Genomic DNA, 24263 nt, shown 5'->3' with positions numbered 1-24263 from the left:
CATCCACGCCTGGCAGGTGCCGTTATCGAGCGAGGTCGTACACCGCGACCGCTGGAACGGTGTCGTAGTTGCACCATTCGTCGTGCGCGGTGAGCATGATGTCGAGTTCGAAGTCGACGGTGAGGCCCATGAACGAAGCCTTCACCTGGGCGTCGACCCCGGTCATCGCCTCGTCGAGCCACACCCAGCGCGGGGCGTGCGCTGCCGCCGCGTCATAGGCGACCACGGCGGCGGCGAACAACGGCTGCGACAGCAGCACAACCTTCTCACCGCCGGACTTGGCACCGTGCTTGGCCGCGTCGAACAGCGTGAATTTGCTCGTTGCCCCGGCCCGATACTGCAAGCTGATCTTGAGCCAGCCGCGATAGTCCAGCGCACGAGTGAGCTGCTGCTTCCAGTCAGCCGCGCCTTCGGCGGTGGCCTCGGCGCGGGCTTGGTCGATCTTACGGGCAAGGAACTGACGCACCATTTCCTGCCGGTCACTCGACAATTCGTGGTAGCCCTTGCCCAGCGCCTGCACCACCGATGCCGCGTCGGGGTCGGCGGGATCAGCACCCCACTCCACCTTCACCGCATGGCCCTGCCGGGTCGGATGCGCCGCGAGATGGTTGTTGATATTGGCGAAGGTGCGGGTGGTGTAGTCGAGTCGTTCCTTCAGATGTTCGATGAAGGTCGATCCGAGCAGGGTGGCCAAGACCCGCTGCTGTTCCTCGTCGTAGCCGTCGCGCTGCCGGCTGACACGTTGCGCCAACGTGTCGGCCGCGGCGGGTGGCAACTGGAATCCGAGCGTGGCGTCGGTGTGGATCTCCACCCTGGGTAAGGTGTCCTCGTCGTCGAGCACCCGCGCGTCCTGCTGCGGCAGCAGGGATTGGCGCAATTCTTCCAGTTTTTGCAGGCAAAGCCGCCACGCCCGTTCGGCGTCGGCCGGCTCGGCTTTGACATTGACCTCCCGGCGGATCGCCGTCGCGAGTTCACGTGCCGACTGCACGTTCTGACGTTGCGGTGGATCGAGCGAGAGCGGGTGGGTGAGTCCACTGTCGACCGCCTCCCAGAGTGCGGTCATCGCGGCGTCGCGCTGGCGCTCCGCAGCAGCGCGACTCGCTTCGTGATTGTTCAAGGTCTGCTCTGCGACCGCGCACGCGGTTCGGGCGGTGCCGAGCTGATCGGTGAGCCGATCCCGCTCGGATTCCAGTGTCTCGATGCGCTTTTCGATCGTTTCCTTGCGGGTGATCTGCTGCTGCTGATCCTCACCCAAGGCGTCCCGCGCGGTGTCGAGTTGCACTTGGACTCGCCGTTGTCTGGTCTCCAATTCGGCGAGATCGACTTCGGCCTGTTGGCGCGCCCTTTCGCGATCCTGGTGGACACCTACCGCGGTATCGAGCGCTTCCTCGACCATGACGAGTTTGTCGAGCGCGCTGCCGAACCGCTCGAGGTATGTACGGAAATCCGTCAGCGCTCGCTGCTGTGCATCGAGGTCGGTCAAGGCGAATCGGTGCGTGCTCGCATACTCGGCGAAGTGAGCGCGGGCTTCGTCACGCCTGGTGAGATCCGCCCCGTGTTCGCGCTCGGCGGTATCGAGTTCGGCCGTTCGGGCAAGCAGCGCGCGGCCGCGATCGGCCCACCGGACAACAGCCGCAGCCAGTTCGCGCTCGCCGGTTGTCGGCAACGCTTTTTCCTCGGTTACCAAACGCGACAACGCGGCTCGCGCGATGCCGAGTTGCCGGTCGAGATCGGCGACTTGGTTGTCGACCTCGACTTGTTCTGCCTCCAATGTCGCGATCAGGCGTACGCGGGCAGCCTCGCGCGCCGCAGTGCCGAGATAAGCCGCCGGCCCGGCTGCCTCCGCGCGCCCTGCCAGTCCACCGACTCGCCAACTTCCGTCTGCGGCCAGCCAATCTCGATCGTCGAGATCGTCAGCGAAACCGCTTTCGCGCCAGCCGAACTGCCCGAGTACACGCGCGGCAGTGTCGACGCTGACGCCACCAGCCGCCGCCGGCTCCAGCACGGCCAGCAGAGTGTGCGCGCCGCGCTCATCACCACGGGAGTGATGCACCGCCAGATCAGCGACCCCGAAATCGACTGAGCCATCCGGTGATACCCACGCATCGAGCAACCCCGACCCAGCCAGTGCGGCTTCCACCGTGGCGAGCGCGGCGTCGTCGATGCCTGCCATCGGATTCACCAGACGCCACAGCGGAGCACCCGCGCGCTCCGACAACTCCGGCCGAGCCCGTCGCCGCCATAGCGTGGGCGACGGTGGCGCACCGTCGGTCTCGGCACGAACAGTCGCCAAGCGCTCAGCGATCTCGGCCAGACGCACCGACAGCGGCTGCCGCTGCAATCTCAAGCTCTCCGACTGCCGGGTCCAACCCTCGCGGCGCTGGGTCACATGTGCTCGCATCGCGTCGACCACCGACTCGTGCTCAGGCACCGAACCGGTGTCATCGATCACGGTCATGCTTGCGATCAGGTCGCACCACGAGCCGACGAGCGACCGGTCATTGGTGGACATCTCGGCGTTGGCCGCCCACGCGCGGACCTGACCTTCGAGCGACTGCGCTGCGACGCGAACGGTCCCCAACGCTTGCTCCTGGCCCACTCGCGCTCTGTCGACGGACTCAGCGGCGAGTTCGACCTTCTGTCCGGAACGTTCCGCAGCCTTGGCTTCCTTGGCATACGTGGCGTCGAGGCTGCGCAGATGCTCGAAACGCTCAGTGCGCGACTGGAGTTCACCGGTCAGGGCATCGACATCACGGTCGGGCAGATAGCGGTCGACGGCGATGGCGAGGCCGGCGGGTTCGCCTGCCTCGGTGATCGCCTCAGCCGCGGTACGGACCGCTTCGCCCGCTCGCTCGGAGTTCGCTCGCGCCTGCGCGACCGTGGCCGCCGCCTTCGACTCGGAACCACGCTCTCGCTCGACATCCCTTTCCGCACGATCGACCTGTGCTTTCACACCGGCCAACGCCTGCCCCAGGCTGTCGATCCGCCCCGCCGCCGCGACAGCATCCTGGTAGGACTGCGATTCCAGCAACTCTCGCAGTGCGGTATTGCTGTCGCTGTAGTCGCGCTTGGTCGCGCCGAGTTCCGCCTCGGATCGCGCCAACAGCTCCCCGGCCTCTGCCAGCTGCTGCTCAGCGGCCTTCTTGTCGGCCGTCGTTCTATCCAAACTTGTAGTTGCACTAGCCATTTCATCAGATCGCCGACGCATCACCACCCGAGCCCACGGCTGCCAGCCAAGTCGGACGAACTGCGCGATGGCCCGCGCGGCATCCTCGGTGCGCTGCATCGCCAATCGCAGCTGCTCGAGATGTTCCCAACCGTCCGCGAGCTGATCCACCTCATGGGTAGCCAAGGGCGGCAACGCATCTCGCAGTGTCATGGCCAAACTGGCGGGATTGAGCCGCTCCCCCAGTTTAGGTTTACGCAGTTGCTTGAGCAATTCGGTGAGGTTGTCGTAGGACTCAGGAGAAAGCCCGAACAGTTCATCGGCAAGCCGAGCACGGTAGGCGGCAGCGCTGGTGGGTACAACGACACCGTCGATCTTCTTGAGGTCTTTGTGCTCCACCGCCCGACCCGCGTCCAACAGCCGAAAGTCTTGGCCGACGCGACGTTTGGTCACGAAATGCCAAGTGGTGACATTGGCCGAGCCGGTTCCCGCACGTGCGGACGCACCGAGTCCGCAGGTGAAGTACTCCGCCGATCCGTCCAGCGTCACGCGCCCGAATTCCACCCAGGCATAACCGAGTCCAGCGTCGGCCGGGGCACGCGGATCGTCACCGTCGCCGGTGGGCAGGAGGTTGAATCGCATGGTGCGGTGCTGAGAGCCGAAGGGGTCGAGCACCGAGGGCGCTACCTCGCCACGCAACAGCAGCAATGTCGTCAATTCCAACACTTTGGTCTTGCCCGCGCCGTTGCCACCGCGCAGCACCAATCTGCCGTCCGCGAACCAGAATTCGGCGTCGTCGTACTCCCACAGGTTGGCGATCCCCACCCGCAGCGGTTGCCACCGGGACCGGCCCGGAGTCGGCAATCCACCGTCGAGTGCCGCACGCAGCCACTCGGGACCGAACTGGCCTACCGCGGTGTCGGGCTGGTCCATAGTTTCGGTCATGGCGCAGGCTCCTCGATGCGTGTGGTTACCGCGATGACCTCAGGATCACGATAACGCGCGGCGATGGGGGTCAGCTGCCACAGCCCGGGGCGCAGACCCGGTCGCAGCAGGTCGAGAGCGCGCAGTAGTTCCAGTGCCCGGTCCCGGCGTAGCGTATCCGTGGCAATCTCGGCGGTAATCGACTTGGGATGCCGCTGCGCGACCTCGGCAACGGCGGCAACCAGATCGGACTCGGTGACCACGCCCATCTCGTCCCGGCAACGATACAACTCGTCGAGTATCAGCAAACTCGCGAAGTCGACCGCGCGCATGCGGGGAAACGCCAAGTCCGTGTGGGCTTCCTCGGCCGCGATCAGCGCCAGCCCCTCGGCACGCTGCTCGACCGTCCAGCCGGTCATCTCGGTGCACCATGAGACAATGCGCGATCGCTGCCTGATCAGGTAGGCCCGCTCAGGTTCGGTCAAGTCGCTGTACAGGCATACTGGCAACTCGATGAGTCGGCGCATCACGGTGAACCGTTCCGCGTCGTCATCGAATGTCGGACCACGCTGGCCGAGCGCGGCCGCGAGCGAGGCCGGATCGACCATGCGTAGCAACATCTCTCGCTGCACCCCATAGGTGGCGCCGACCTTGTCCGAGCGGCGCGCCCAGCTGTCTTGCTGGTCGCCATCGCCTGCCGCGAGCGGCGCCAGCGCGCCCGTCGACGCCAGCAAACGCACCGACTCGGCGAATGCCTTTCGCTCCGCGTACCTATCTGGTTCGTAGGCGGAAACACCGGTGTCCTCACGTGCCGAGAGCACCCGCACCCGGTCGGATAAGTCCTGTGTGGTGGTGACATCCTCGGCGTCCTCAGCCGCTGCGGCGGCGAGCAACGCCAGGACCAATATCCGCCGGGGCGGTGTGACCACCCGCCGTGGTGCGATCACAGTGTCGCCGAGGGGCAGCCGAAACAGTCGGGCCGCCGTATCGGTGATCACCAAGCGGTACCCGAGCCGGGTGCGGAACCAGCTGACCAGTTCGGGCCGATGTCGAGGATCGCGTACCAAGCCGAATAGTTCCCGGTCACGACGACGGTCCACCACCGGACTCGCCAGCAACCCGACGAAGGCGCGGCGTCGGTCTTCTTCGTCTCTGTTCACACTCACACCACTATTCCCCGGCGGCCAACTTTGTCGGGTCTAGCACGAAATGCCAATTGCGCGTGACGAATTGACCTTGCGCGGCCTTCAGCGCAGTGGTCGTCGCATCTTCGGGCGCGGTCAGGGTCACCCGCCACCGCCCGTCCTCGGTCACCGCGCTGCGCGTGGATTCACCGCCCCGGACTCGGGCGATCGCCAGATACTCCAGCAGCAGTTGGAGTTCGGGTTCGGTGAGCGCGGCCCACTCCGACATCGCCGTACCCGAACGCGCACGCAACGTCACCTCGGCGGACCGCCGCTGCGCCAGCGCCGCTGCTCTAGATCTACGGGCCGCTTCCCTGCCTGCCGAGTTGTCTATCGCTTTAGTGCGTTTGCCGACCGCCGCCCGGTGTCCGTGCTCACGGAACCGCGCGGTAATCGGGGCCGCATCGGCGTCAGCCCAGGCAAGAGTGTGTTCGTCCGCGCTTTCCGCGGCAATCAGCAAGTGCCTTGCCCCGAAAACACCGACGGCCGTGTCCCACATTTGCCACGCGGTGTCGTCGTCGGGTGCGCGTTCAATCGCCCGCGCCAGGTCGAGGAGTTCGCCACGACGGGTGAGCGCGCCGCCGGTATCCATCAAGATGTGCATATTCCGAGCCCATGGCGCCACCAGGTCGCGCAACTGCCGGCGCAGCCGACGTGCCTGCCCATCGGCCCCCGCGAACCAGCCGCCCAACGCGCCCCAGGTACGCACCCACCGCTGCGTCTGATTCTCGACAATTGCCTCCGACGCATCCTGTGCGAGTGCACCCCGGACACACGCCCGCCACACTGATTCGGTGAGCTGAGGTTCCAGCTCGGTGATCACCTGCGCGACCGCGGGAGTGTAGATATCGACCTGTTCGCCCCACATCCCCACATAGGACTGCAAGGTGAGCCACAGGATCTCTTGCTTATCCGGGTCGGGGCCACCAGACAGGGCGTGCGCCAGACTGCGCTGCCAGGACCGTGCCGCTACGGCCATACCGTGATGTAGCGCGATGATCTGCTGATATTCCGAAGCTGCGGCGGGGAACCGACGCTCGTCGATCGCGGTGGCGAATTCGCGAAGCCGGTCGTGGATCGCGCGCGGCGCCAAGGTCAGGTCTGCGGCAGCGTCCTCGTCGGCAGCGAGTTCGAGTGTCCAGAAGGTGTGCAGTCGGGCCGCGGTGGGGGTGAGCTGGAACCGGTCCCGGCGCCGCAGAAAGTCTTCACCGGTGCGCGCGGGCTCCTGCCATCGAGTAAGCACTGACCAGCGCACCAAACTGTCCAGCCGGGCGTCGAGCGCGAACGCGTCCTCATGCATGAGCCGGTCGGCGACGTCCGACCCGGTCTTCGCACTCACCCACGCCCGAAGTTGCAGCGCGATGTCGTCGTAGGACATGCCGGTGAGGCTCGTATCCTGCGCCTCGACCATCACATCGACGATCGCCCGATACTGTGCCGCGAACCGTGACACCAGATAGGCAGGAACAAGTTCCTGTCCCGGCAGGTGGGCCGCCCACGGGTCAGACCCTGCCGACTCCACCAGCTCGTCCCCATCCGTCACCGCGTCAACGATACAAATCTGGCCCGACGAGGCGCCGCCGGGGGGTCGCAGCCCCCGTGGGGCGCTACCCGCCTGCACCGCGTCATCTTCAGTGCGCGCGGCTGTCAACCATCCATCGAACTCATCGCCCCCGGGAGTGTTGCCGTCGAACGCGTGGCGCATACACCACGCCAGTCAGCAGTCACGGCCAGTGATACTCGGATCAGCGAGCCGCCTGCGGAGGGCCGGCCTACGAGCGTGTCGCTCGTGCAGGCCCGCCACACGGCAATCGAATTCGTCGACGCGCCCGTCTCGTACTGCGAGGTCACGCAGATCGGCCAGTAGTTCGGCGGCTTCGTCATACGAAGCGGCTCTGCCGGTTTCGGCCAATGCCTCCACCCGATCCCACGCCTGCTCCCCCACCCTTGCCAGACCACGCAATCGTCGTTCGCGTTCACGTGCCCGTTCAACTTCTTGCCGTGCGAGTTCACGTTTCCGGACAGCGGCCTTGACACGTTCCCGTTCGGCCCGGTGACGTGCCGCACCGTCGAATAGATCGGCGACGGTGCGCGCACCTACTACCTCCGGTTCCACGGGGGTGGCACCGCGAACGCGGCGCAGCAGTTCCGCCTGCACCACTATGGATTCACCGAAGGCCACCCGCAACAACAGCCCGTCTTTTTCCGCACTGTCCAGCCCCGAGATCCATCCGGCCACCGCTTCCGGATCGGCGGCAGTGGCCGCCAGGTTCGGACTCGCCGCGGCCGCAGCCGCGAGCAGATCCGGGTCCACACGCAAGAATTCGGCCAACGCGCGCTGCGGGGCGGTGAGAGCACGCAGACCGGGCGGCACCGGTGGCTCGATTTCCTCGTCGTGATCACCGTCGAAGGCATCCTCGTTCCGCTCCCAGGTGCCGCAACCGGCCAGCCAGGCCAGATAAAGCGGCGCAGATCACCGCTGGCCAGCTCGGCGCGAACGCCGATCAGCACCGACAGCGATCCTCCGCGGACTCCTCCCAGTCACCGTCGTAGTCGTCGCTGACCATATCTATGAGCAGATACTCGTATGCCGTCCAGGCCGTCAGGTGGTCGCCGCTGCAGTACCGATCGACGACCTCCGCGAGGGGGGATGGGAGATGCTGGGCGCGTCGGATCCGGTCGCGGTGGGGTGGGCGCACCACCGACCGAACTGGCCCGCAGGCTCGGCTGCAGTTCTGGCTCGGGCCAGGGGTGTTGATACGGTTTCGGTCAGTCTCTCGCACGGAAGGAACGATCGTTCGTGGCGTCAACTCCCGTCGGCCCCGCCGGTGGTAGCGGCGTGCCGGCGAAACCGGCGGGGTCCGGTCGCCGGGATACGCGGGGCCGGCCCGAGACGCGCCAGCGGCTCCTCGACGCCGCGTTCGAGGTGATCGCGGAGATGGGTTTCGGTCGAGCGCGCCCTGAGCACGTGTGTGAACGCGCCGGGTACACGCGGGGGGCGTTCTATTCGAACTTCGCTTCGATGGACGAGTTGTTCCTGGCGATGTGGGCGCGCCAGTCGGAGCGGATGCTCGCGGCCAGGAGCGCGGTCCTGGAGCAGGAACCGGTGACCGATATCCGTGAGGTCCGCCAGGTTGTCGAGCACGTCCTGGACGCAGTGCCCTTGGACGACAAGTGGTTTCGCATCATCGCCGAATTCAGCGCACACGCTGTTCGCCACCCCGAGCTGCGCGCGGTCATCGCCGAGCGGGAGCGCGCGATCAGCGCGGGGCTGACCCCGGTCGTCGAGAGACTTCTCGCGCGCCTCGGTCGGCGGGTGACCGACCCGCACGCGCTGGGTATGGCGTTGGCCGCGGTGCACGACGGCACCGAGACCCAGTGCCTGATGGAGCCGGACAACCTCGCCGTGCACGAGCTGCGGGTCGACTTGATCGTGCGTGTTGTCCTGTCCTACAGCGTGCCAGTCGACGACGCCGCCGCGACCGAGAGCTGACTGCCGCCGCGTTCCCGAAGCATGCCTCGTGCTCGGACAATCCTGGCGCGCGCGGTATTCGGTGCGCGCGAAGCCGGAATCGGCGCTCAGCTCTGACCTCCTCAAGGATTCGATTCTGTATCGAACCCATTGAGCATAGCGATACATAAGTGTATCGTTCGCGGAGTGATCGGCGTCACGATCAGATGGTCGGTGTGCCGGTCGTCTCAGATTCCCCTTCCGGACGTGCACAAGGAAAAACGAGGAACCGATTTGTCAGACCTGCCTGTACATCACTGTCAACAGATCGGCATCGTCGAAAGGTGCTCGCGCGGACACGATGGGGCCGCCGGTTCGGCGCATGGCTGGGCGTGGCCGCGCTGGCGTGTGGTGCCGCGAACGGCGGCGCGAGGGCCTCGGCGGAACCGGTGATCCACAGAGGGCAATTCCCGGTCACCTTCGACGTGGGCACCGCCATCATTCCGTTCTTCTTTCCCGAACAGGCGCCTCCCGGCGCGAACGACCCGGGCTGCGTACTCACCCCCGACCGTCCCCGCCCGGTGATCCTGATCAACGGCACCGGTGTCAATCAGGCGGCGAACTGGCAGGTCGGCGCGCCTTTGCTACGCAACAACGGCTACTGCGTGTTCACCTTCAACTACGGCAACCCCACCTGGATCTCCGAAATCCCGGTCCAGGCGATCACCGATATCCGCGACGGCGCACGCCAGCTCGCCGCCGAGGTCGACAAGGTCCGCGCCCTCACCGGAGCCGGCAAGGTCGACCTGGTCGGGGCCTCACAAGGCGGTGGGGTGCTGCCGAACTACTACATCAACATCGCCGGTGGCGACCGCTACGTCAACACACTGATCGGGCTCGCACCCAGCAACCACGGCACCACCGCCAACGGCCAGGTCTTCCTGCGTAAATCCTTTCCCCCGCTCGGCGGCGTGCCCTTCGCCCTGCTCGACGCGCTCCTGCCCGCGACGACGCAGCAGATGATCGGCTCGGAGCTGATGGCCCAGACCTACGGTCAAGGCGACACCCGCCCAGGGGTCACCTACACCACCCTGGTCACCCGATACGACGAGGTCGTCACCCCGTACACCAACCAATTCCTCGACGGGCCGAACGTTTCCAACATCGTGCTCCAAGACGGCTGCCCCGACGACTACAGCGACCACCTCAGTATCAACTACAGCGAACGAGCCTGGCGGCTCGTCCTCAACGCTCTCGACCCCGAGCACGCCACCCCCGTGCCGTGCATACCGCAAGGGTTCCTCTTCCCGGGCATCAACTGACCCATCCGCGCGCACTCGCGGCCGGAAACGACCCCGGCCTTCGAACGCGCGTCAGATCGACGCACCTAGGCGGAGAAGTCATGTCAACACTATTTCGAACTGCTGCTGCTTGCGCGGTCCTGGCCGGAACCGTTCTGCTCGCACCGGCCGCCGCTGCGGCGCCGGTTTATCACGAGTACGTCGCGTTGGGCGATTCCTGGGCCGCCGACGCGACGTTGTCGAACATCTCGACCCAGCATGCGCCCCTCGGGTGCGCGCAGAGCGCGGGCAACTATCCCAAGCAGGTCGCGGCCGCGCTCGGGGTGGCGGTTTTTCGCGATGCCACCTGTGGTTCGGCCACGACAGTGCACATGAGCGCGCCGCAGCGCCTGCCGGTCTCGATCAATGCGCCGCAGTTCGACCGGCTCACGCCCACCACCGATCTGGTTACCCTCGGGATCGGGGGAAACGACGCGGGCCTGGCCGACGCCGTGACCGGCTGCCTCACCACCGATCCGGCGGTGTCGCCATGTCAAACCACCTGGGTGCCCGATGGCGTCGACGCCATGTCGGCCAATATCCGTGCCGCCGAACCGGTGGTGATCGCCGTGCTGAACGGGATCAAAGCCCGCGCACCCCACGCGCGCATCCTGTTGCTGGACTACTTCAAAGGTGTCGGAGATCGTGGATGTTTCGCGAGCATCCCGATCTCCGACACCGACACCGCATGGATCGCTCACAAGCTCATCGAACTCAACGCGATGCTCGCTCGCGCCGCCGCGGCCACCGGCGTCGAACTCGTCAATACCTACGCCACCAGCGACGGACACGACGGATGCCAGGCGCCGGGAACTCGCTGGGCCGAAGGCGTGATCCCGCTGTCGCACAACCCGCCGGGACCGGCGGTGCCGTTCCATCCCAACCAGCTCGGCGCCGATCACCAGGCGCGCAGCGTCCTCGCCGCACTCGGCACATGACCCGATCCCGGTGTCGTGCACCGAAGCGCACCCGCACCCCCAAGGCAGTAGACATCACAGCCCCCTACCTCGGATCGGCCTGCTCGGCGAAAACCTTTGCCCCGCAACCTTTTATGAAAGGCAGGATATGACCCGCACCTACCTCGTCACCGGCAGTGCCTCCGGAATCGGTGCCGCGACCGTCGATTACCTACGCGAGCGCGGAGCTCACGTGATCGGTGCCGACCGACACGAGGCCGACATCACCGTCGACCTCGCTACCGACGAGGGCCGGGCGGCATTGGTCGAGCAAGCCAGCGACCTCGCCCACGGGCACCTCGACGCTGTCATCGCCAGCGCCGGGGTGGGCCTGCTGGATCCAGTCACAGTGACGGTCAACTACTTCGGTGCGGTCGCGACGCTGGAGGGATTGCGACCACTGCTCGCTGCGGGCACCGACCCACGCGCGGTCGTGGTCTCCTCCTTCGCCGCGCTCTTGCCTTCCAACCCCCGGCTCGTCGAGGCCGCGCTCGCTGGTGACGAGGTTGCGGCAACCAAGATTGCCGAAGAAGCAATCGCGCTGCTCTACGCCCAACCGCTCACCCTCGTCGTCGTCCGGCTCACCTTCGACGACGTCTCCACGACGGCGATTTCGTGCTCCTGCGTCTGGGGAGAACCCGCGTCACCGGTCCCGGGACCGGTGACCGATATCCTGCGGTCCTGGATCGACAGCCGCACCAACATCAACACCGCCACCAATCGCGCTTCGTGTCGGCTGATTCCCGGACGCTAGGCAGGGCAGCCGATGCACCCCGAGACCCCGGGCGGTCTGCTGAAGGGCTTGGCGGCCTCAACCTTCCAGGCCCGGCATCGGCTATGCGTCGCGCGGAACCTGCGCTGCGATCTCGAGCATCAGTTCGGCACTGGTCAGTTTGACCGCTGGCCTGCCAGCGGCGCGACCGGCGGCGAGTTCGTGCTCATCGATGGCCTGCCACCTGCGGCGATCGATGTAGTGTGGCTGTCGTCGAGTAACCAGGTCCGTGAGATCGGCGGCTGAGCCGACCGGGGCGGCGAGACGTCCCGCCGCGTGGTCGGCGAGCAACAGGCCGACGGTTTCGGCGGCGCATTGCTTGTTGGTGCCGATCACACCGCTCGGCCCGCGCTTGATCCATCCCGCGGTGTAGACACCCGTGACTGGTTTGCCGTCGGCGGGGTCGATAACCCGGCCTTGCGCGTTTGCGATCGTGGCCGAACGGTCGTCGAACGGAACGCCCTCTACTGGGCGGCCCCTGAATCCGACGGCCCGCAGCACCAACCCGGCAGCGAGGAGTTCCTGGTCGCCCGACGGTTCGGCGACCATCGCGCCGTCGCGGTCGACGAGCCGGTTGCGCGCGATCCGGAGCCCTTCGGCCCGGTCGGCGCCGACGACTTCCACCGGAGATTCGAGGAAACGCAACACGATTCGCTTGCCGGCCAGGCGGGGAGCGCTCGCGTATTCGGCGAGGATCTCTGCTTTGAGCCGGGCGGTGAAACCTTCCGGTATGCGTTCGTCGGGCAGGTCGACCACCACGTCGATACCGTCGAGATCGCGCAGGGCCAACAGTTCCGGTGTGGTGAACGCGGCCTGCGCCGGGCCGCGCCGGCCGAGCACGACGACCTCCTCGATGCTGCTGTGCGCCAGCGCTTGCAGGGCATGGTCGGCGATATCGGTCTGTGCCAGTCGGTCGACTCCCAGCAACAGGATGCGCGCGATGTCGAGGGCGACGTTGCCGTTGCCGACCACCACCGCGCGCTGATGGCTGAAGTCGAAGGCCCGGTCGCTCTGGTCAGGGTGCCCGTTGTACCACGCGACGAATTCACTGGCGCCGTGGGATCCCGGCAGATCCTCGCCCGGAATGCCGAGACGGCGATCGTCGAGTGCGCCGACCGAATACAGAACGGCGTGGTGATGTGCCAGTAGTTCGTCGTGGCTGATGTCGCGGCCGATCTCGACGTTGTAGAAGGTGTGGAAGTTCTTTCTCGCGGCGGTCCAGCGAAACCGGCCGGTGACGGCCTTGGTGTGGACGTGGTCGGGCGCGACACCGGCTCGTACCAGGCCGAACGGGGTCGGCAGGCGGTCGAACATCGACACCTCGACCGGTACGCCGGAATCTGCCAGCAGTTGCTCGGCGGCGTAGAAGCCACTCGGTCCGGCTCCGACGATCGCGACCCGCAATGGTGCGCCACTGGCGGCTGGCTCGCGCCGGGGTGTGACGGTCTCCGGTTGTGCGTCGTGTGGGGTTGCGCGGAAGTACGCGGCGTTGATGTCGGCGTATCGGCGTTGTGTGTGCGGTAATTCGTCGGCTGAGTAGACCGCGTCGACCGGGCAGGCCTCGACGCACGCCCCGCAGTCGATGCATTTCTGCGGGTCGATGTAGAGCATTTCGGCTGTCGAGTACCCCGGCTCGTCGGGTGTCGGATGGATGCAGCCGACCGGGCATACTTGGGCACAGGCTGCGTCGTTGCAGCAGTTTTGTGTGATCACATAGGTCATCGCGCACCGACCGACACGGGGATTCCGTTGAAGTACGCGTTCCCGGACGGTCGGTCGATCTCGTCGGCGTCGGTTGGCGTGAGCGCGTTGTAGCTTTCCCCGCCTGCGGCGTTGGCGGTGCGCCATCCACCGCTGTGACCCCACCCTTGGGTGAGCCCGACAGTTCCGCAGAGCACTTCGTCGGTGACTTCCAGGCGGACTTCGATCTGTCCCCACGAGGAGGTGATGACGATGTCGTTGCGGTCGTGGACTCCGGCGGCTGCCGCGTCGTCGGGGTGCATCTTTGCCCGGCAGCGTCGATCCCCTGCTACCAGCTTCGGCACGTTGTGTAGCCACGAGTTGTGCGACCGCAGGTCGCGAATCGAGAACAGCCTCAACGGGAACGCCGGCGTCAGAGCAGGCATCGCCGCGAGCCGTCTGGTCTCATCGAGCATTTCGGGGGAATCGAGATGAATCCGTTTGTCGGCTGTGTGCAGTTTGCGGCTCAGCACGCCGGTCTCGCAGGCATCTGCGAGCTTGATCGCCCCGTCGTGTGCCAGCAGTTTCTTGCGGTTGAGACCGCCTGGGCGGAGACCGAACAGGTCACCGTGACGGCCTACCCGCATCACCAGATCGACGATGAGAGGCGGGGAGAGCCGGACCCCCAGCTTCCCGAGCAGCTGCGCACCCGGCGCGGGCGAGGGAACGACGCCGATCCGTCGCGAGATCTGGTCGAGGATCCACCAGTCATCACGTGCGTCGCCCCGCGGCGCGACGACACGCTCGACCCACTGTGCATTGGGCACCGTGGACTGCGCCTGGGTGAACAGGGGCAGCTGCTCACGCTCCAACCACAGCGTCGGCGGCAGGACCCAGTCCGCATGCCGGGAGGTCTCGGTGATGTAGGGATCGAGCGAGACCATGAAATCGAGCTCCGCGAGCGCCGAACCTGATTCCCTGGTACCCGGACCGCTCGTGACGAAGTTGCTCGACATGGCGATCAACGCCCGCAGGCGACCCTTACCGGGCGTCGTGATCTCTCTCGCCAGACATGCCAGCGGCGCTTGCCCGTTGATCTCCGCGACGCCGTCGACGCGGGTGCGCCACCGGCCCCGGCCCGAGACGCCGAGGAGTTCGGCAACCCCTTCGATATCCACGGTCGGATCACCGAACACCATGCCGCCGCGACGATCGAAATTTCCGGTCACCACCGAGAGGGCGTCGAGAAGGAATTTGGTCAGCGTCGAGAACTTGCCCAACGACGCGCCACAGCGACCGTAAGCGCAGGCGCGCGGGGCGGCCGCCATGTCACGGGCGAGCTGGGCGATGGAATCGGCGTCGATGCCGGTTTCGGCGGCGGCCCGGTGGAGGTCGAAGAGTCGAACCAGATCGCGTAGACCGTCGACACCTGTGGTCTGCCGGGCGATCGCGTTCCCGTCGACAAGGTCCTCATCGAACATCACGTGCAACATCGCACCGAGTAACCAGGGGTCGGCGCCGGGACGTATCGGCATGTGTTCGAACAGCTTCGCCGTTTCGGTCCGTCTCGGGTCGACGACCACGACACGGCCGCCACATCCCGCGATCCCGAGCAAGACGTCGCGAATGCGGCCGGTCGTCACCAGGCTGCCGTGAGACACGACCGGGTTGGCCCCCACGATCAGCGCGAAGTCGGTGGCGGCGAAGTCGGGTAGCGGGTTCACCGCGGTGGCGCCGTACATCACATGTGCGGCGGCCCAATAGTTGTTGACGTCGATCGAGGCGGAGGAGTAGTGATGTTTGGTCTTCAGCGCCGCCGCCAACCCCATGACGACAATCGCTGCGGAGTAGTTCCACGCGATCGGATTTCCCCACAGCACGCCGATCGAGGAGTTGCCGTGCTCATGCTGAACCTGCCGCAGCCGGGCACCGATATCGTCGAAGGCCTCATCCCAGGTGGCGCACTGGAACGTGCCGTCGGGCATGCGCCGCATCGGCGACAGGATTCGATCGGGGTCATCGACGACGGCGTGAAACTGCACGCCCTTCGAGCAGGCGAACCCACGCGACACCGGATGCTCGGGGTCGGGGCGTAACGACACGACCCGGTCGCCCTCCACCGTGGCGATGAGTCCGCACGACGACTCGCAAATTCCGCAGAACGTCTTCTTCTCTCGCGTATCAGACACCGGTTCTCCTTGTAGCTGTCTTGGGGCACGCACTCGGCAGGAGTGTGGTGGTCGTGTGGGCGGTGCTCGCCGGGCTGCCCGTGAGCGGGTGTGTCACGATGTCGTCGGCTGCTCGATAGTGACGGGTGGGCAGTGTCGGGTTCGGCGGTGGCCGAGGCGGTAGTGGTGGAGGTCGACGTGGCGGGTGCGCCGGGCGTAGTCGGTGGCGAAGCCTGGCCACCAGGCAATGACGCGGCCGCGGTTGCCGATGTAGTAGCTGTGGCAGCCGCCAGTGGCCCAGACCGAGGTGGCGAGTTTGTGGTCGAGTTCGGTGTTGAAGTCGCGCTGGACCTCGGCGCGTACCTCGATCCGGTCGATGCGCTGCTCGATCGCGGTGTGCAGGGTGTCGATGATGTAGCCGACCTGGTCTTCGATCGTGATGACAGTGGAGTTGTAGGGCGCGGAGTTCGGTCCGAGGATCAGGAACATATTGGGCAGGCCGTGCACGGCGGTGCCGAGGTAGGCCTGCGGGTCGGTCGGTGCCCATAATTCGGTGAGAGTCCGGCCGCTGGTACCGATCACGGTGTCCGCGAACGGATTGCGGGCAACGTGGAATCCGGTGCCGTAGATGATCGTGTCCACGTGGTGCAGGACGCCGTCGGTGGTGAGGATGCCGTCGGCGACGATCCGGGCGATCGAATCGGTGACCACGGTCGTGTTCGGCTGGGTCAGGGCTGGGTAGTAGGTGTTGGAGAAGGTGGGGCGTTTGCAACCGAACCGGTAGGTCGGGGTGAGCTTGTCCCGCAGCAGCGGGTCGCGCACTTGGCGGCGCAGGTGCCGGCGCGCGGTCTGTTCCAGTGCGACAAGCGTCGCCGGCCATTTCACCAACGACGGCACCAGCGCCTCGAATACCGCGCCCAGGCTTGCCCGCGACAGTCGCATCGCGCCCGGTATCCGCCACAGTGCCCGTAGTGCCGCGGTCGTGGGACGGTCGGGGTGCGGCGCGATCCAGATGGGGGTGCGTTGGAACACGGTGAGTTTCTCGGCTTGCGGCTGGATGCGCGGGATGAACTGCACCGCCGAGGCGCCGGTTCCGATCACAGCGACCCGCCGGCCGGTCAGGTCGTGGTCGTGGTTCCATGCCGCGGAGTGGAACGCGGTGCCGGCGAAGGTGTCGCGGCCGGGAATGTCGGGGACCGAGGGAGCGCTGAAGGGACCGTAGCCGGCGATGACGAACTGTGCCTCGACGGTTCCGGTGTCGGTGTGCAGGATCCAGTGCCGGGTGTGCTCGTCCCACCGGGATTGTTGCACGGTCCGTCCGAACCGGATGTGCCCGAGCACACCGAATCGTTCGGCACAGTCACGCAGGTAGGCCTGCAACTCGGCTTGCAGTGGGTAGATCCGGCTCCAGTTCGGGTTCGGTGCGAACGAGTACGAGTAGGTGATCGCCGGAATGTCGCATTGGGCGCCGGGATAGTCGTTCACCAACCACGTACCGCCGACATCGGCTTCACGTTCGAGCACCACGAAATCGGTGATCCTCTTGTCCAGCAACGTGATTGCCGCGCACAGCCCGCCGAAACCGGCACCGATCACCGCCACCGTCACACGAGTCGGGGCGTCGGTGGTGGCGCGCGTTGGTGTGGTCGGTGTCATGCGAGGGTTTCCTGCCGGTCGGCGAGTCGACGGACATGGCGGTGTGTGGTGTTCGGATGCCGAGCAGGGAGGTGATCGCGGCGAGGGTGGTGCCGGTGGCGGCGCGCACGTTGGCCAGGGCGATGCGTGCGAGGACGTCGGGCCGCAGCACAGCGGTCGGCGCCGCCGTCAGACCCATGATCCGGAACAGCGTGCTTGCGACGACGGTGTCGCGTTCGGCGGCGACGAGGACGGGTTCGAGCGCGGTGATCGCGGCACGGATGTGTGGGGCCGGGTGGGCGGTGGCGTGCGGCATCGCGCCGTCGGCGATCACGGTGAGCAGCCAGGCGTTGTCGATCTCGGGCGCGACCGCGCGGTAGAACCGGCGAGCGAGGTCGCGGTCGCCGCGGCGGGTGAGGCACTCGCGCAGGATGCTCATCTGGATCGCGGACACCGTCATGCCCTGGCCGTAGACCGGGCTGAAGCTGCACAGGCTGTCGCCGACCGCGAGCAACCCGTCGGGGAAGTCGGTGAGACGGTCGTAGCGGCGGCGCAGGTTGGCCTTGTAGCGGAATGTCGCGACCTCGCTGAGCAACTCGCCCCGCTCGACCGCGGTGAGAATCTCCGGTGGGGCCAACTCGGCGGCGTAGTCGAGGAAGCCGTCGGGATCGGCGGGCGGTTCCTCCCCGCCGTGGCCGATCAGGGTGAGCAGGTGGCGGTCGTCTTCGACCGCGAACAGGGCCAGCGCCCGCGGCGGCAGGTCCCGCACACCGATCGTGACCGATTTGTCCCCGCTCAACGACTCGGGTGGGAGCCCGATGAACGCGCTGCGGTAGACGATGTCGATCGCGGTGCCTTCTTCCTCAGGCCGCGGGTAACCGAGTTTCTCCAGCCAGGACGGAACGACGCTGCCACGGCCCATCGACGCGACCACAAGATCAGCGGCCAGCAGCTCCCGCGTGCGGGCGCGGCGGTCGGTCACGGTCACCCCGGTGATCCGGGCGCGGTCGTCTCCGGTTTCCAGGGCCGAGGCCTCGCACAGGTCGCGGAGGGTGACGTTCGCGATCGCGGCGACCCGCCGACGCACATGACGTTCCAGGTGCGGGCGGCTGGCCTGCAGCGCGCGGTAGCCGGTGGAGTGCTTCTTGAGCGTGTGACCGGCGATCTGGAACCGGATCTCGGCGAGGGCGTCGCACCCGACCGCGCCGGCGGCGAGCAGCTCGGCCTCGAACCCGGGAAACAACGTCTCGAGGATGTCCTTGCCGCGGGGCAGCAGCCCGTGCACGTGCCGGCCCTGCGGGACGCCTTTGCGTGCCTGCCCATCGACGGGCAGTTCGTCGCGTTCGATCACGGTGACCCTGCTGTAGAACTCGCTCAGTACCCGGGCAGCGAGCAGGCCGCCCATCCCGGCACCGAGTACCACCGCGTGTTCGCCGATCCTGGCCATGAAACTCTCGCTTTCGACATCGTTGTCGACGGCCCGCACGGACCGACAAAGAATGAGACTATCCGATAGATTAGTCTCAGTCTCGGTTGAGTGGCAAGCTGTGGTCGTGGCGACGGGCGGGAGAGGGGGATGATGATTCGGTGACCAAGTCGTCGTCGGCGCTGATGGATGCCGCATTGGAGATGATCGCCGAGTCGGGCCTGGACGAACTGACCTTGAGCGCGGTCGCGCGCCGCGCTGGGGTGTCGCGTGCGACCGCGTACCGGGAGTTCGGGGACAAGGACGGGCTCGTCACCGCGTTGACGCGCCGCGAGATCGGCGAGATGATCGCTGCCGGTTACCAGGAGTTCGACGTGTTCGCGCCGATGCCGCAACTGGCCAGGGCGGCAACGCTGTTCGCGATCAGGTACCTGCGCAAACACGCGGCGTTCACCTACATTCGCGTGCACGAACCAGCCTGGCTGCTCAACGTCGCGATCAGCCACGACGGCTCCGAGGTGAACCTGATCGAGATGGTCGGCGCCCTGCTCACACCGCTGCTGTCGGTGCGACGCACCGACGCGCTGGCCCTGACACCAGCCCAGGCCGCCGAGGTCGCGGTACGCACCGTCCTGTCGCATGTGTTGATCGAGCGCAGCCACCTCACCGACGAGCAGGTCGCCGACGCGGTCGCCCGCGCCGTCGGCCGATAGCGAAGACCCACATCGCCGGCTGAGACATCAGCTCAGATTGATCTCATTCGCCGCGACCCGCACGTCCGTTGATTCCGGGCGCGGTCACCACCACCGATAGACGATGGCTCAGATTCGGCCAGTGTTACGCGAAAAGTCTTATTTAGCGTTGCAGCGACCCCAATCAAAGCACATCAGATGCTGCAACTATTACTCGTCGTCAATGACAACACCGTTGGACCACCGCATTGAGCTGATCGACTTCTTCGAATGCAACTGCGGCGACTGTCCCCGCGGAAATGTCCGCACCCATTCGAGCAACGGCCGGGATCGCGGCCATTCCGAGGCCAGCCACCAGCCCACCTGAGCCGGTGTCCGACACGTTGAGACCTTCCAGAGCGCTAACCCTCCGCGGCGAGCTGCCCGCACGCCGCGGCGATCTCCTGCCCGCGAGTATCACGCACCGTGCACGGCACACCCTTAGCCTGGACCCGCCGAATGAACTCCCGCTCAACAGGTTTCGGACTGGCATCCCACTTGCTACCCGGAGTCGGATTCAACGGAATCACATTCACATGCACCCGCGAACCCAGAGCCTTGTGCAGCTTCTCCCCCAGCAGGTCCGCACGCCACGGCTGATCGTTGATATCTCGAATCAACGCGTACTCGATCGACACCCGCCGACCCGACTTGTCCGCGTAATACCGTGCGGCATCCAACACCTCGGCCACCGGCCAGCGATTGTTGACCGGCACCAGCGTGTCTCGCAACTCATCATCAGGAGTATGCAACGACACCGCGAGAGTGACCGAAAGATCCTCATCGGCCAGCTTGCGGATCGCCGGAGCCAAACCCACCGTCGACACCACCACATTCCGCTGCGAAATACCGAAACCATCCGGCGACGGCGACGTGATCCGGCGAACCGCCGAAATTACACGCTTGAAATTCGCAAGTGGTTCGCCCATGCCCCCCGTTTTACAAACGCCCTGACCAGGTCTTATGCCAGGAAAGACCTGGTTAGGGGGCTATTCTGTAACGCAGATCACCGAACAGGATTTCGATGCAGTACAGCGCAGCCCCCCGAATGAAGTGGGGACTTGGCCCCTATTCTTCGGCCGCCAGCTGACCGCAGGCGGCGGCGATCTCCTGGCCGCGCGTATCGCGCACGGTGCAGCTCACGCCGGACGCGATCACTCTCCGGACAAACTCATCCTGGACAGGTTTGGGGCTGGCATCCCATTTGCTGCCGGGCGTCGGGTTGAGAGGTATCAGATTCACGTGAACGAGCTGGGCCAGATGCTTCCGGAGCAATTTGCCGAGCAGGTCTGCTCTCCAGGGCTGATCGTTGACGTCGCGGATCAATGCATATTCGATTGATACTCTTCGACCGGTTCGGTCGGCATAAGCTCGCGCGGCATCGAGAACTTCAGCGACATCCCATCGCTCGTTGATCGGCACCAGAGTGTTGCGCAATTCGTCGTCCGGAGTATGGAGCGAAACTGCCAAGCGCACTTGCAAGCCCTGTTCCGACAGCCGCCTAATAGCCGGTACGACTCCGACTGTCGAGACAGTAATGGAGCGCTGAGATATTCCGAGACCAGCCGGAGCAGGATCAGCGATTCGGTGAATCGCGTTAATGACCCTGCTCACGTTGGCGAGAGGTTCACCCATTCCCATAAATACGATATTCGAGAGCCGTCCGGGGCCACCGCTCATTTTGCCGTCGCGGATTGCAGCCGCGCCCAGACGAACCTGGTCGACTATTTCGGCGGTAGAAAGATTACGAGTGAGTCCACCCTGTCCGGTCGCACAGAAAGGGCAGGCCATGCCACACCCTGCTTGGCTTGAAATGCACAGGGTCGCCCGATCCGGATATCGCATCAGAACGGTTTCGATAAGCGACCCGTCGTGTGCGCGAAGTAGGGTTTTCAAGGTCGTTCCGCTGTCGCAGGAGATCGTGCGAACCTCAGTGAACAATTGGGGCATCAGCTCTTCGGACAGGCGAGTTCGAACCGACGCCGGAATATCCGTCATCGCATCGGGGTCCGTAGTCAGACGTCCGAAGTAGTGGTTCGAAAGCTGGTTTGCGCGAAAAGGCTTTTCACCGATGGCAGCAACGGCCGCGCGGCGGTCCTCCGTGGACATGTCCGCTAGGTGGCGGGGAGGAAGGCCGCGGGTCGGGGCGTTGAATACCAAGGGCAATGACGTCATAGTGCGTCTATTGTCTCACATGGAACGCCGGGGCTTCCGGGTGCGCTGTCGCACGACCGGCACTGTGGATACCAGTTGGAGTTTGAGCGCCGGTTTTAGGCGTCGACTTGTGGCGTACGAGTTTCGATCAGGATGCAGCCCGGTAATTACGGGCGCTTGCCGACTGTCGCAGAGCTTCGGGAATATCATAGCCCTGGGGCGAGTAGCGCAATATGTGATGCTGGCTTGATCCATCCGCACGGAACTCGAATGCCGCGACCGCCACTGATTCCCTGTGCGCTTTTGTGGATGCTCCCGGCGGGACGGAAGACGAATTAGTCATGTGGCCGACTTCGAGTCCGATAAGAATCTTCCGATGCCCGTCCGGATAGATCCGAGTCTGCCGGCCTACACCGCAACGCTTCGTAGCGGCCGTGACTACCGATCGACCGGACGCGATAGCCGCGCGAAGGGCTGTTTCACCCGGTCCGATCGCGACAGGAACGGCAGGCTGGTCTACCGCGATCCAGTTGGCGTCAAGCTCATACACAGGCGGCAGCGAGCTGATGTCGTACTTACTGAAGTTCAAACCCGCTGAGAATTGGAAGCCTATCGCTCCGCGATATGACCGCCGGAGGGTGCAGAGGTACCGATTTTCTACGTGCGATGGCTCGCCAGGATCGCCTAGGTGGACAACCTCATCAGGCGCGAGTTCCTGAATCATGCGTACTGCCGCAAACAGTGCATCTGGGTGATGACGAGGCATTTCCAATGTCGGCACGACGAGGACGATTCTGCTTGCGGCGACTCCGATCGGTCTCGGCTTCCGCCGACTGGGATCGAAGATCGAAACATTACTGTCGGGCTGCTTGTTCATTTCATACCTGAGTTGTGTGGATGATGGCGACGATTGCGCGAGCGATTTCGACTAGCGCTTGTGCGCCAGCAAGAGGCGCGCGTCCGCGAAGCCCCTGCGTCGATCAGGCAAACTCGGCTGATACCTCAGCCCTGGGACCGGTTAGGCGACGTGACGACGGACGTTGGCCTGGGCGATTTGCCGCCGAAGTTTCGCTTCGGCCCGGAGTCGGTCCTCCCACGCGAGGATGTCGGCCAGGGCATAGCGACGGAAACGTCCCGGCTTGATGAAGTCAGGTCCGGTGCCGGTGTAGGCCCAGCTGTCCAGCGTGCAGACCTCGACCTTGAGGCGTAGTGCGACTTCCTTGCTCGTCATCCAGATGTCGGTGGTGTTGTCCATTGCCTTTTTCCTTAGTTGATGCAGTAGCCGGTTGGCGTCTGTGAGCTAGCTCGGTACTGGGTACAGGCTCCGCGACACGGGCACCACATGGGTCTTGACGTGCGACTACCTGTCCTGCGCCTGTCACAGTACGCAGTGAACTACACAGTTTCAACCAGCTAAGTGCATACAATCGGCAGTAAGACTATGTACTGAACCGTGCATACTCCTGGATATGACGAAGGTAACTACAGATTGCATAGGTGGAAGATGCGCAGGCAGGTGATGTAGTATCGACGGTAATGTGGGTATAGCAGCGCGTTCTGCAAGCCCTTCTACACAGAGTCGAGGCGATGACTACACAACACCCCGAGTACCTAGGGCAGGTAGTGCAGGCACGGCGTGGAGAGCTGGGCCTGTCAAAGCAGGCGATTCATGCGGCCGTGGGGCTGAATCCGAGGACGATCGACAAGATCGAAAGCGGCGAGGCCGGACGAATCCGCAACGACACGCTGCCCAGGTTGGACAAGGTGCTGGGATGGGAGGAGGGCTCTGCATCGGACGCCTTCACCAAGCGCCTGCCGCCGAGGGTCATCGACATCGCCAATGAGCCATTACCGGCGTCGAAGGTGCTCTACGTTCCGATCCCTGCCAATTTGTTCCAGGACACGGTGCGGATGGCGCAGATGGTGACCGAGGTCGCGGGCGATGATGAACGTCTCGCACCGCTGGTGGAAGGCATGAACACTATTGCTGACCGCATCCTGCGGGCGTGGACGATCGCCGACATCGAGCATCAGCGCTTCGATAAGACATTGAGCGCGGCCACTATTGAGATGCTGTTGGGCCACTATCTGCGCCGTACACCGCAGGCACCCACCGCCGACGACCACACGGAGTTGATGTATCTGCGGTGGCTACTGGGGCGACTGCCGGAATCGGAGTCTGAGCGGGCAGAGGAGTTCGCGCAGCGGTGGTCACAGATGGAACAGACCCTTTCGGCAACCCGACGGATCAACCGGTGAGGACTCTCATGGCACTGTCGCTAGCTGGAAAGATCAACCGCATGATCGCCTATTCGCACCGTTGGGACGAACCGGCGATCGACAACCTCAAGATCGCTGCCGCGCTGACCGAGGCGTTGGGGCGGACGGTGGACCCCGGCGAAATCGCGGCTCTGCGGACCGGCTCGGTCGTGGAGATCACGCGCGAGGTCGCGGAGGAGCTGTGCGCACTATGCGGTGTCACCGATGTGGCCTACTTGCTGCCGGTCGGCGACGAAGATGTAGATATCGACCTGCGGCTACAGCTGTGGACCCTGGCGCGTGATCGCGGAGTGCAGCACGTTGCGGCGCGGGCGTTGACCCGCGACAAGCTCAGGGAGCTGATCGCCGATCTTCGCGCGCTGCCTGTCCGCACCCGATAGTCAGCCTCCGGTCCCG

The 24263-nt window shown here is 65.3% G+C and carries 17 protein-coding genes and 1 pseudogene; 7 read left to right on the top strand and 11 right to left on the bottom strand.

Annotated features, from left to right (window positions below; genetic code table 11):
• Positions 1-22: 22 nt before the first annotated feature.
• The 4 genes from D7D52_RS17245 to D7D52_RS17230 all read right to left on the bottom strand — a co-directional run bounded on the left by D7D52_RS17245 (position 23) and on the right by D7D52_RS17230 (position 7588).
• Complete coding sequence (locus D7D52_RS17245) at positions 23-4111, bottom strand: TIGR02680 family protein (protein ID WP_246023911.1); 4089 nt, start codon at positions 4109-4111, stop codon at positions 23-25.
• On the bottom strand, positions 4108-5250 hold the full coding sequence (locus D7D52_RS17240) for a DUF2398 family protein (protein WP_120744185.1): 1143 nt from the start codon (positions 5248-5250) through the stop codon (positions 4108-4110). The genes D7D52_RS17245 and D7D52_RS17240 overlap by 4 nt, the downstream gene beginning before the upstream one ends.
• A 10-nt stretch (positions 5251-5260) precedes the next feature.
• On the bottom strand, positions 5261-6817 hold the full coding sequence (locus D7D52_RS17235) for a DUF2397 domain-containing protein (RefSeq protein WP_120744184.1): 1557 nt from the start codon (positions 6815-6817) through the stop codon (positions 5261-5263).
• A 174-nt stretch (positions 6818-6991) separates the two neighbouring features.
• Entirely contained in the window at positions 6992-7588 is a 597-nt protein-coding gene (locus D7D52_RS17230; RefSeq protein WP_162958376.1) for a hypothetical protein, read from the bottom strand.
• A 525-nt stretch (positions 7589-8113) separates the two neighbouring features.
• Between D7D52_RS17230 and D7D52_RS17220 the strand changes: the two genes are divergently transcribed.
• From D7D52_RS17220 to D7D52_RS17205, 4 genes are all read left to right on the top strand, one after another.
• Positions 8114-8767 (top strand): TetR/AcrR family transcriptional regulator, encoded by a 654-nt coding sequence (locus tag D7D52_RS17220; protein ID WP_246024010.1) that lies wholly within the window; start codon positions 8114-8116, stop codon positions 8765-8767.
• Between the two features lie 302 nt (positions 8768-9069).
• Positions 9070-10047, top strand: a complete 978-nt coding sequence (locus D7D52_RS17215; protein WP_246023910.1) for an esterase/lipase family protein — start codon at positions 9070-9072, stop codon at positions 10045-10047.
• Entirely contained in the window at positions 10008-11003 is a 996-nt protein-coding gene (locus tag D7D52_RS17210) for an SGNH/GDSL hydrolase family protein (RefSeq protein WP_162958375.1), read from the top strand. The genes D7D52_RS17215 and D7D52_RS17210 overlap by 40 nt, the downstream gene beginning before the upstream one ends.
• A gap of 10 nt (positions 11004-11013) precedes the next feature.
• A complete protein-coding gene (locus D7D52_RS17205) occupies positions 11014-11775 on the top strand; it encodes an SDR family NAD(P)-dependent oxidoreductase (protein WP_246023909.1) in 762 nt (253 codons plus the stop codon).
• Between the two features lie 81 nt (positions 11776-11856).
• On the opposite strand, the gene D7D52_RS17200 is transcribed toward D7D52_RS17205, so the two are convergent.
• The 4 genes from D7D52_RS17200 to D7D52_RS39200 all read right to left on the bottom strand — a co-directional run bounded on the left by D7D52_RS17200 (position 11857) and on the right by D7D52_RS39200 (position 18723).
• Entirely contained in the window at positions 11857-13515 is a 1659-nt protein-coding gene (locus D7D52_RS17200; RefSeq protein ID WP_120737713.1) for a 4Fe-4S binding protein, read from the bottom strand.
• A complete protein-coding gene (locus tag D7D52_RS17195) occupies positions 13512-15662 on the bottom strand; it encodes a molybdopterin-dependent oxidoreductase (RefSeq protein WP_120737711.1) in 2151 nt (716 codons plus the stop codon). The genes D7D52_RS17200 and D7D52_RS17195 overlap by 4 nt, the downstream gene beginning before the upstream one ends.
• A 93-nt stretch (positions 15663-15755) precedes the next feature.
• Positions 15756-17237: a flavin-containing monooxygenase gene (locus tag D7D52_RS17190; protein ID WP_425464679.1), complete on the bottom strand. Its 1482-nt coding sequence runs from the start codon at positions 17235-17237 to the stop codon at positions 15756-15758.
• Positions 17152-18723, bottom strand: a complete 1572-nt coding sequence (locus D7D52_RS39200) for an FAD-dependent monooxygenase (RefSeq protein ID WP_162958374.1) — start codon at positions 18721-18723, stop codon at positions 17152-17154. The genes D7D52_RS17190 and D7D52_RS39200 overlap by 86 nt, the downstream gene beginning before the upstream one ends.
• Positions 18724-18863: 140 nt before the next feature.
• On the opposite strand from D7D52_RS39200, the gene D7D52_RS17180 reads away from it, so the two are divergent.
• The gene (locus D7D52_RS17180) at positions 18864-19415 is read left to right on the top strand and encodes a TetR/AcrR family transcriptional regulator (protein ID WP_246023907.1); all 552 of its coding nucleotides are present in this window, start codon (positions 18864-18866) and stop codon (positions 19413-19415) included.
• 380 nt (positions 19416-19795) lie between these two features.
• On the opposite strand, the pseudogene D7D52_RS17175 reads toward D7D52_RS17180, so the two are convergent.
• The 3 genes and pseudogenes from D7D52_RS17175 to D7D52_RS17165 form a co-directional block, all read right to left on the bottom strand.
• Positions 19796-20365, bottom strand: a pseudogene (locus D7D52_RS17175) (radical SAM protein); the annotation flags it as partial.
• Positions 20366-20501: 136 nt separating this feature from the next.
• Positions 20502-21608, bottom strand: a complete 1107-nt coding sequence (gene rlmN, locus D7D52_RS17170) for a dual-specificity RNA methyltransferase RlmN (RefSeq protein ID WP_120737703.1) — start codon at positions 21606-21608, stop codon at positions 20502-20504.
• A 997-nt stretch (positions 21609-22605) separates the two neighbouring features.
• Positions 22606-22842: a helix-turn-helix transcriptional regulator gene (locus D7D52_RS17165; RefSeq protein ID WP_187703165.1), complete on the bottom strand. Its 237-nt coding sequence runs from the start codon at positions 22840-22842 to the stop codon at positions 22606-22608.
• 332 nt (positions 22843-23174) lie between these two features.
• On the opposite strand from D7D52_RS17165, the gene D7D52_RS17160 reads away from it, so the two are divergent.
• Together D7D52_RS17160 and D7D52_RS17155 are read left to right on the top strand one after the other, a co-directional pair.
• On the top strand, positions 23175-23846 hold the full coding sequence (locus D7D52_RS17160) for a helix-turn-helix domain-containing protein (protein ID WP_120737701.1): 672 nt from the start codon (positions 23175-23177) through the stop codon (positions 23844-23846).
• Between the two features lie 41 nt (positions 23847-23887).
• On the top strand, positions 23888-24247 hold the full coding sequence (locus D7D52_RS17155) for a hypothetical protein (protein WP_162958373.1): 360 nt from the start codon (positions 23888-23890) through the stop codon (positions 24245-24247).
• Positions 24248-24263 lie beyond the last annotated feature (16 nt).

The sequence above is a fragment of the Nocardia yunnanensis genome (assembly GCF_003626895.1).
GTDB classification, from domain to species: domain Bacteria; phylum Actinomycetota; class Actinomycetes; order Mycobacteriales; family Mycobacteriaceae; genus Nocardia; species Nocardia yunnanensis.
This window is presented reverse-complemented; position numbering and strand designations above follow the sequence as displayed.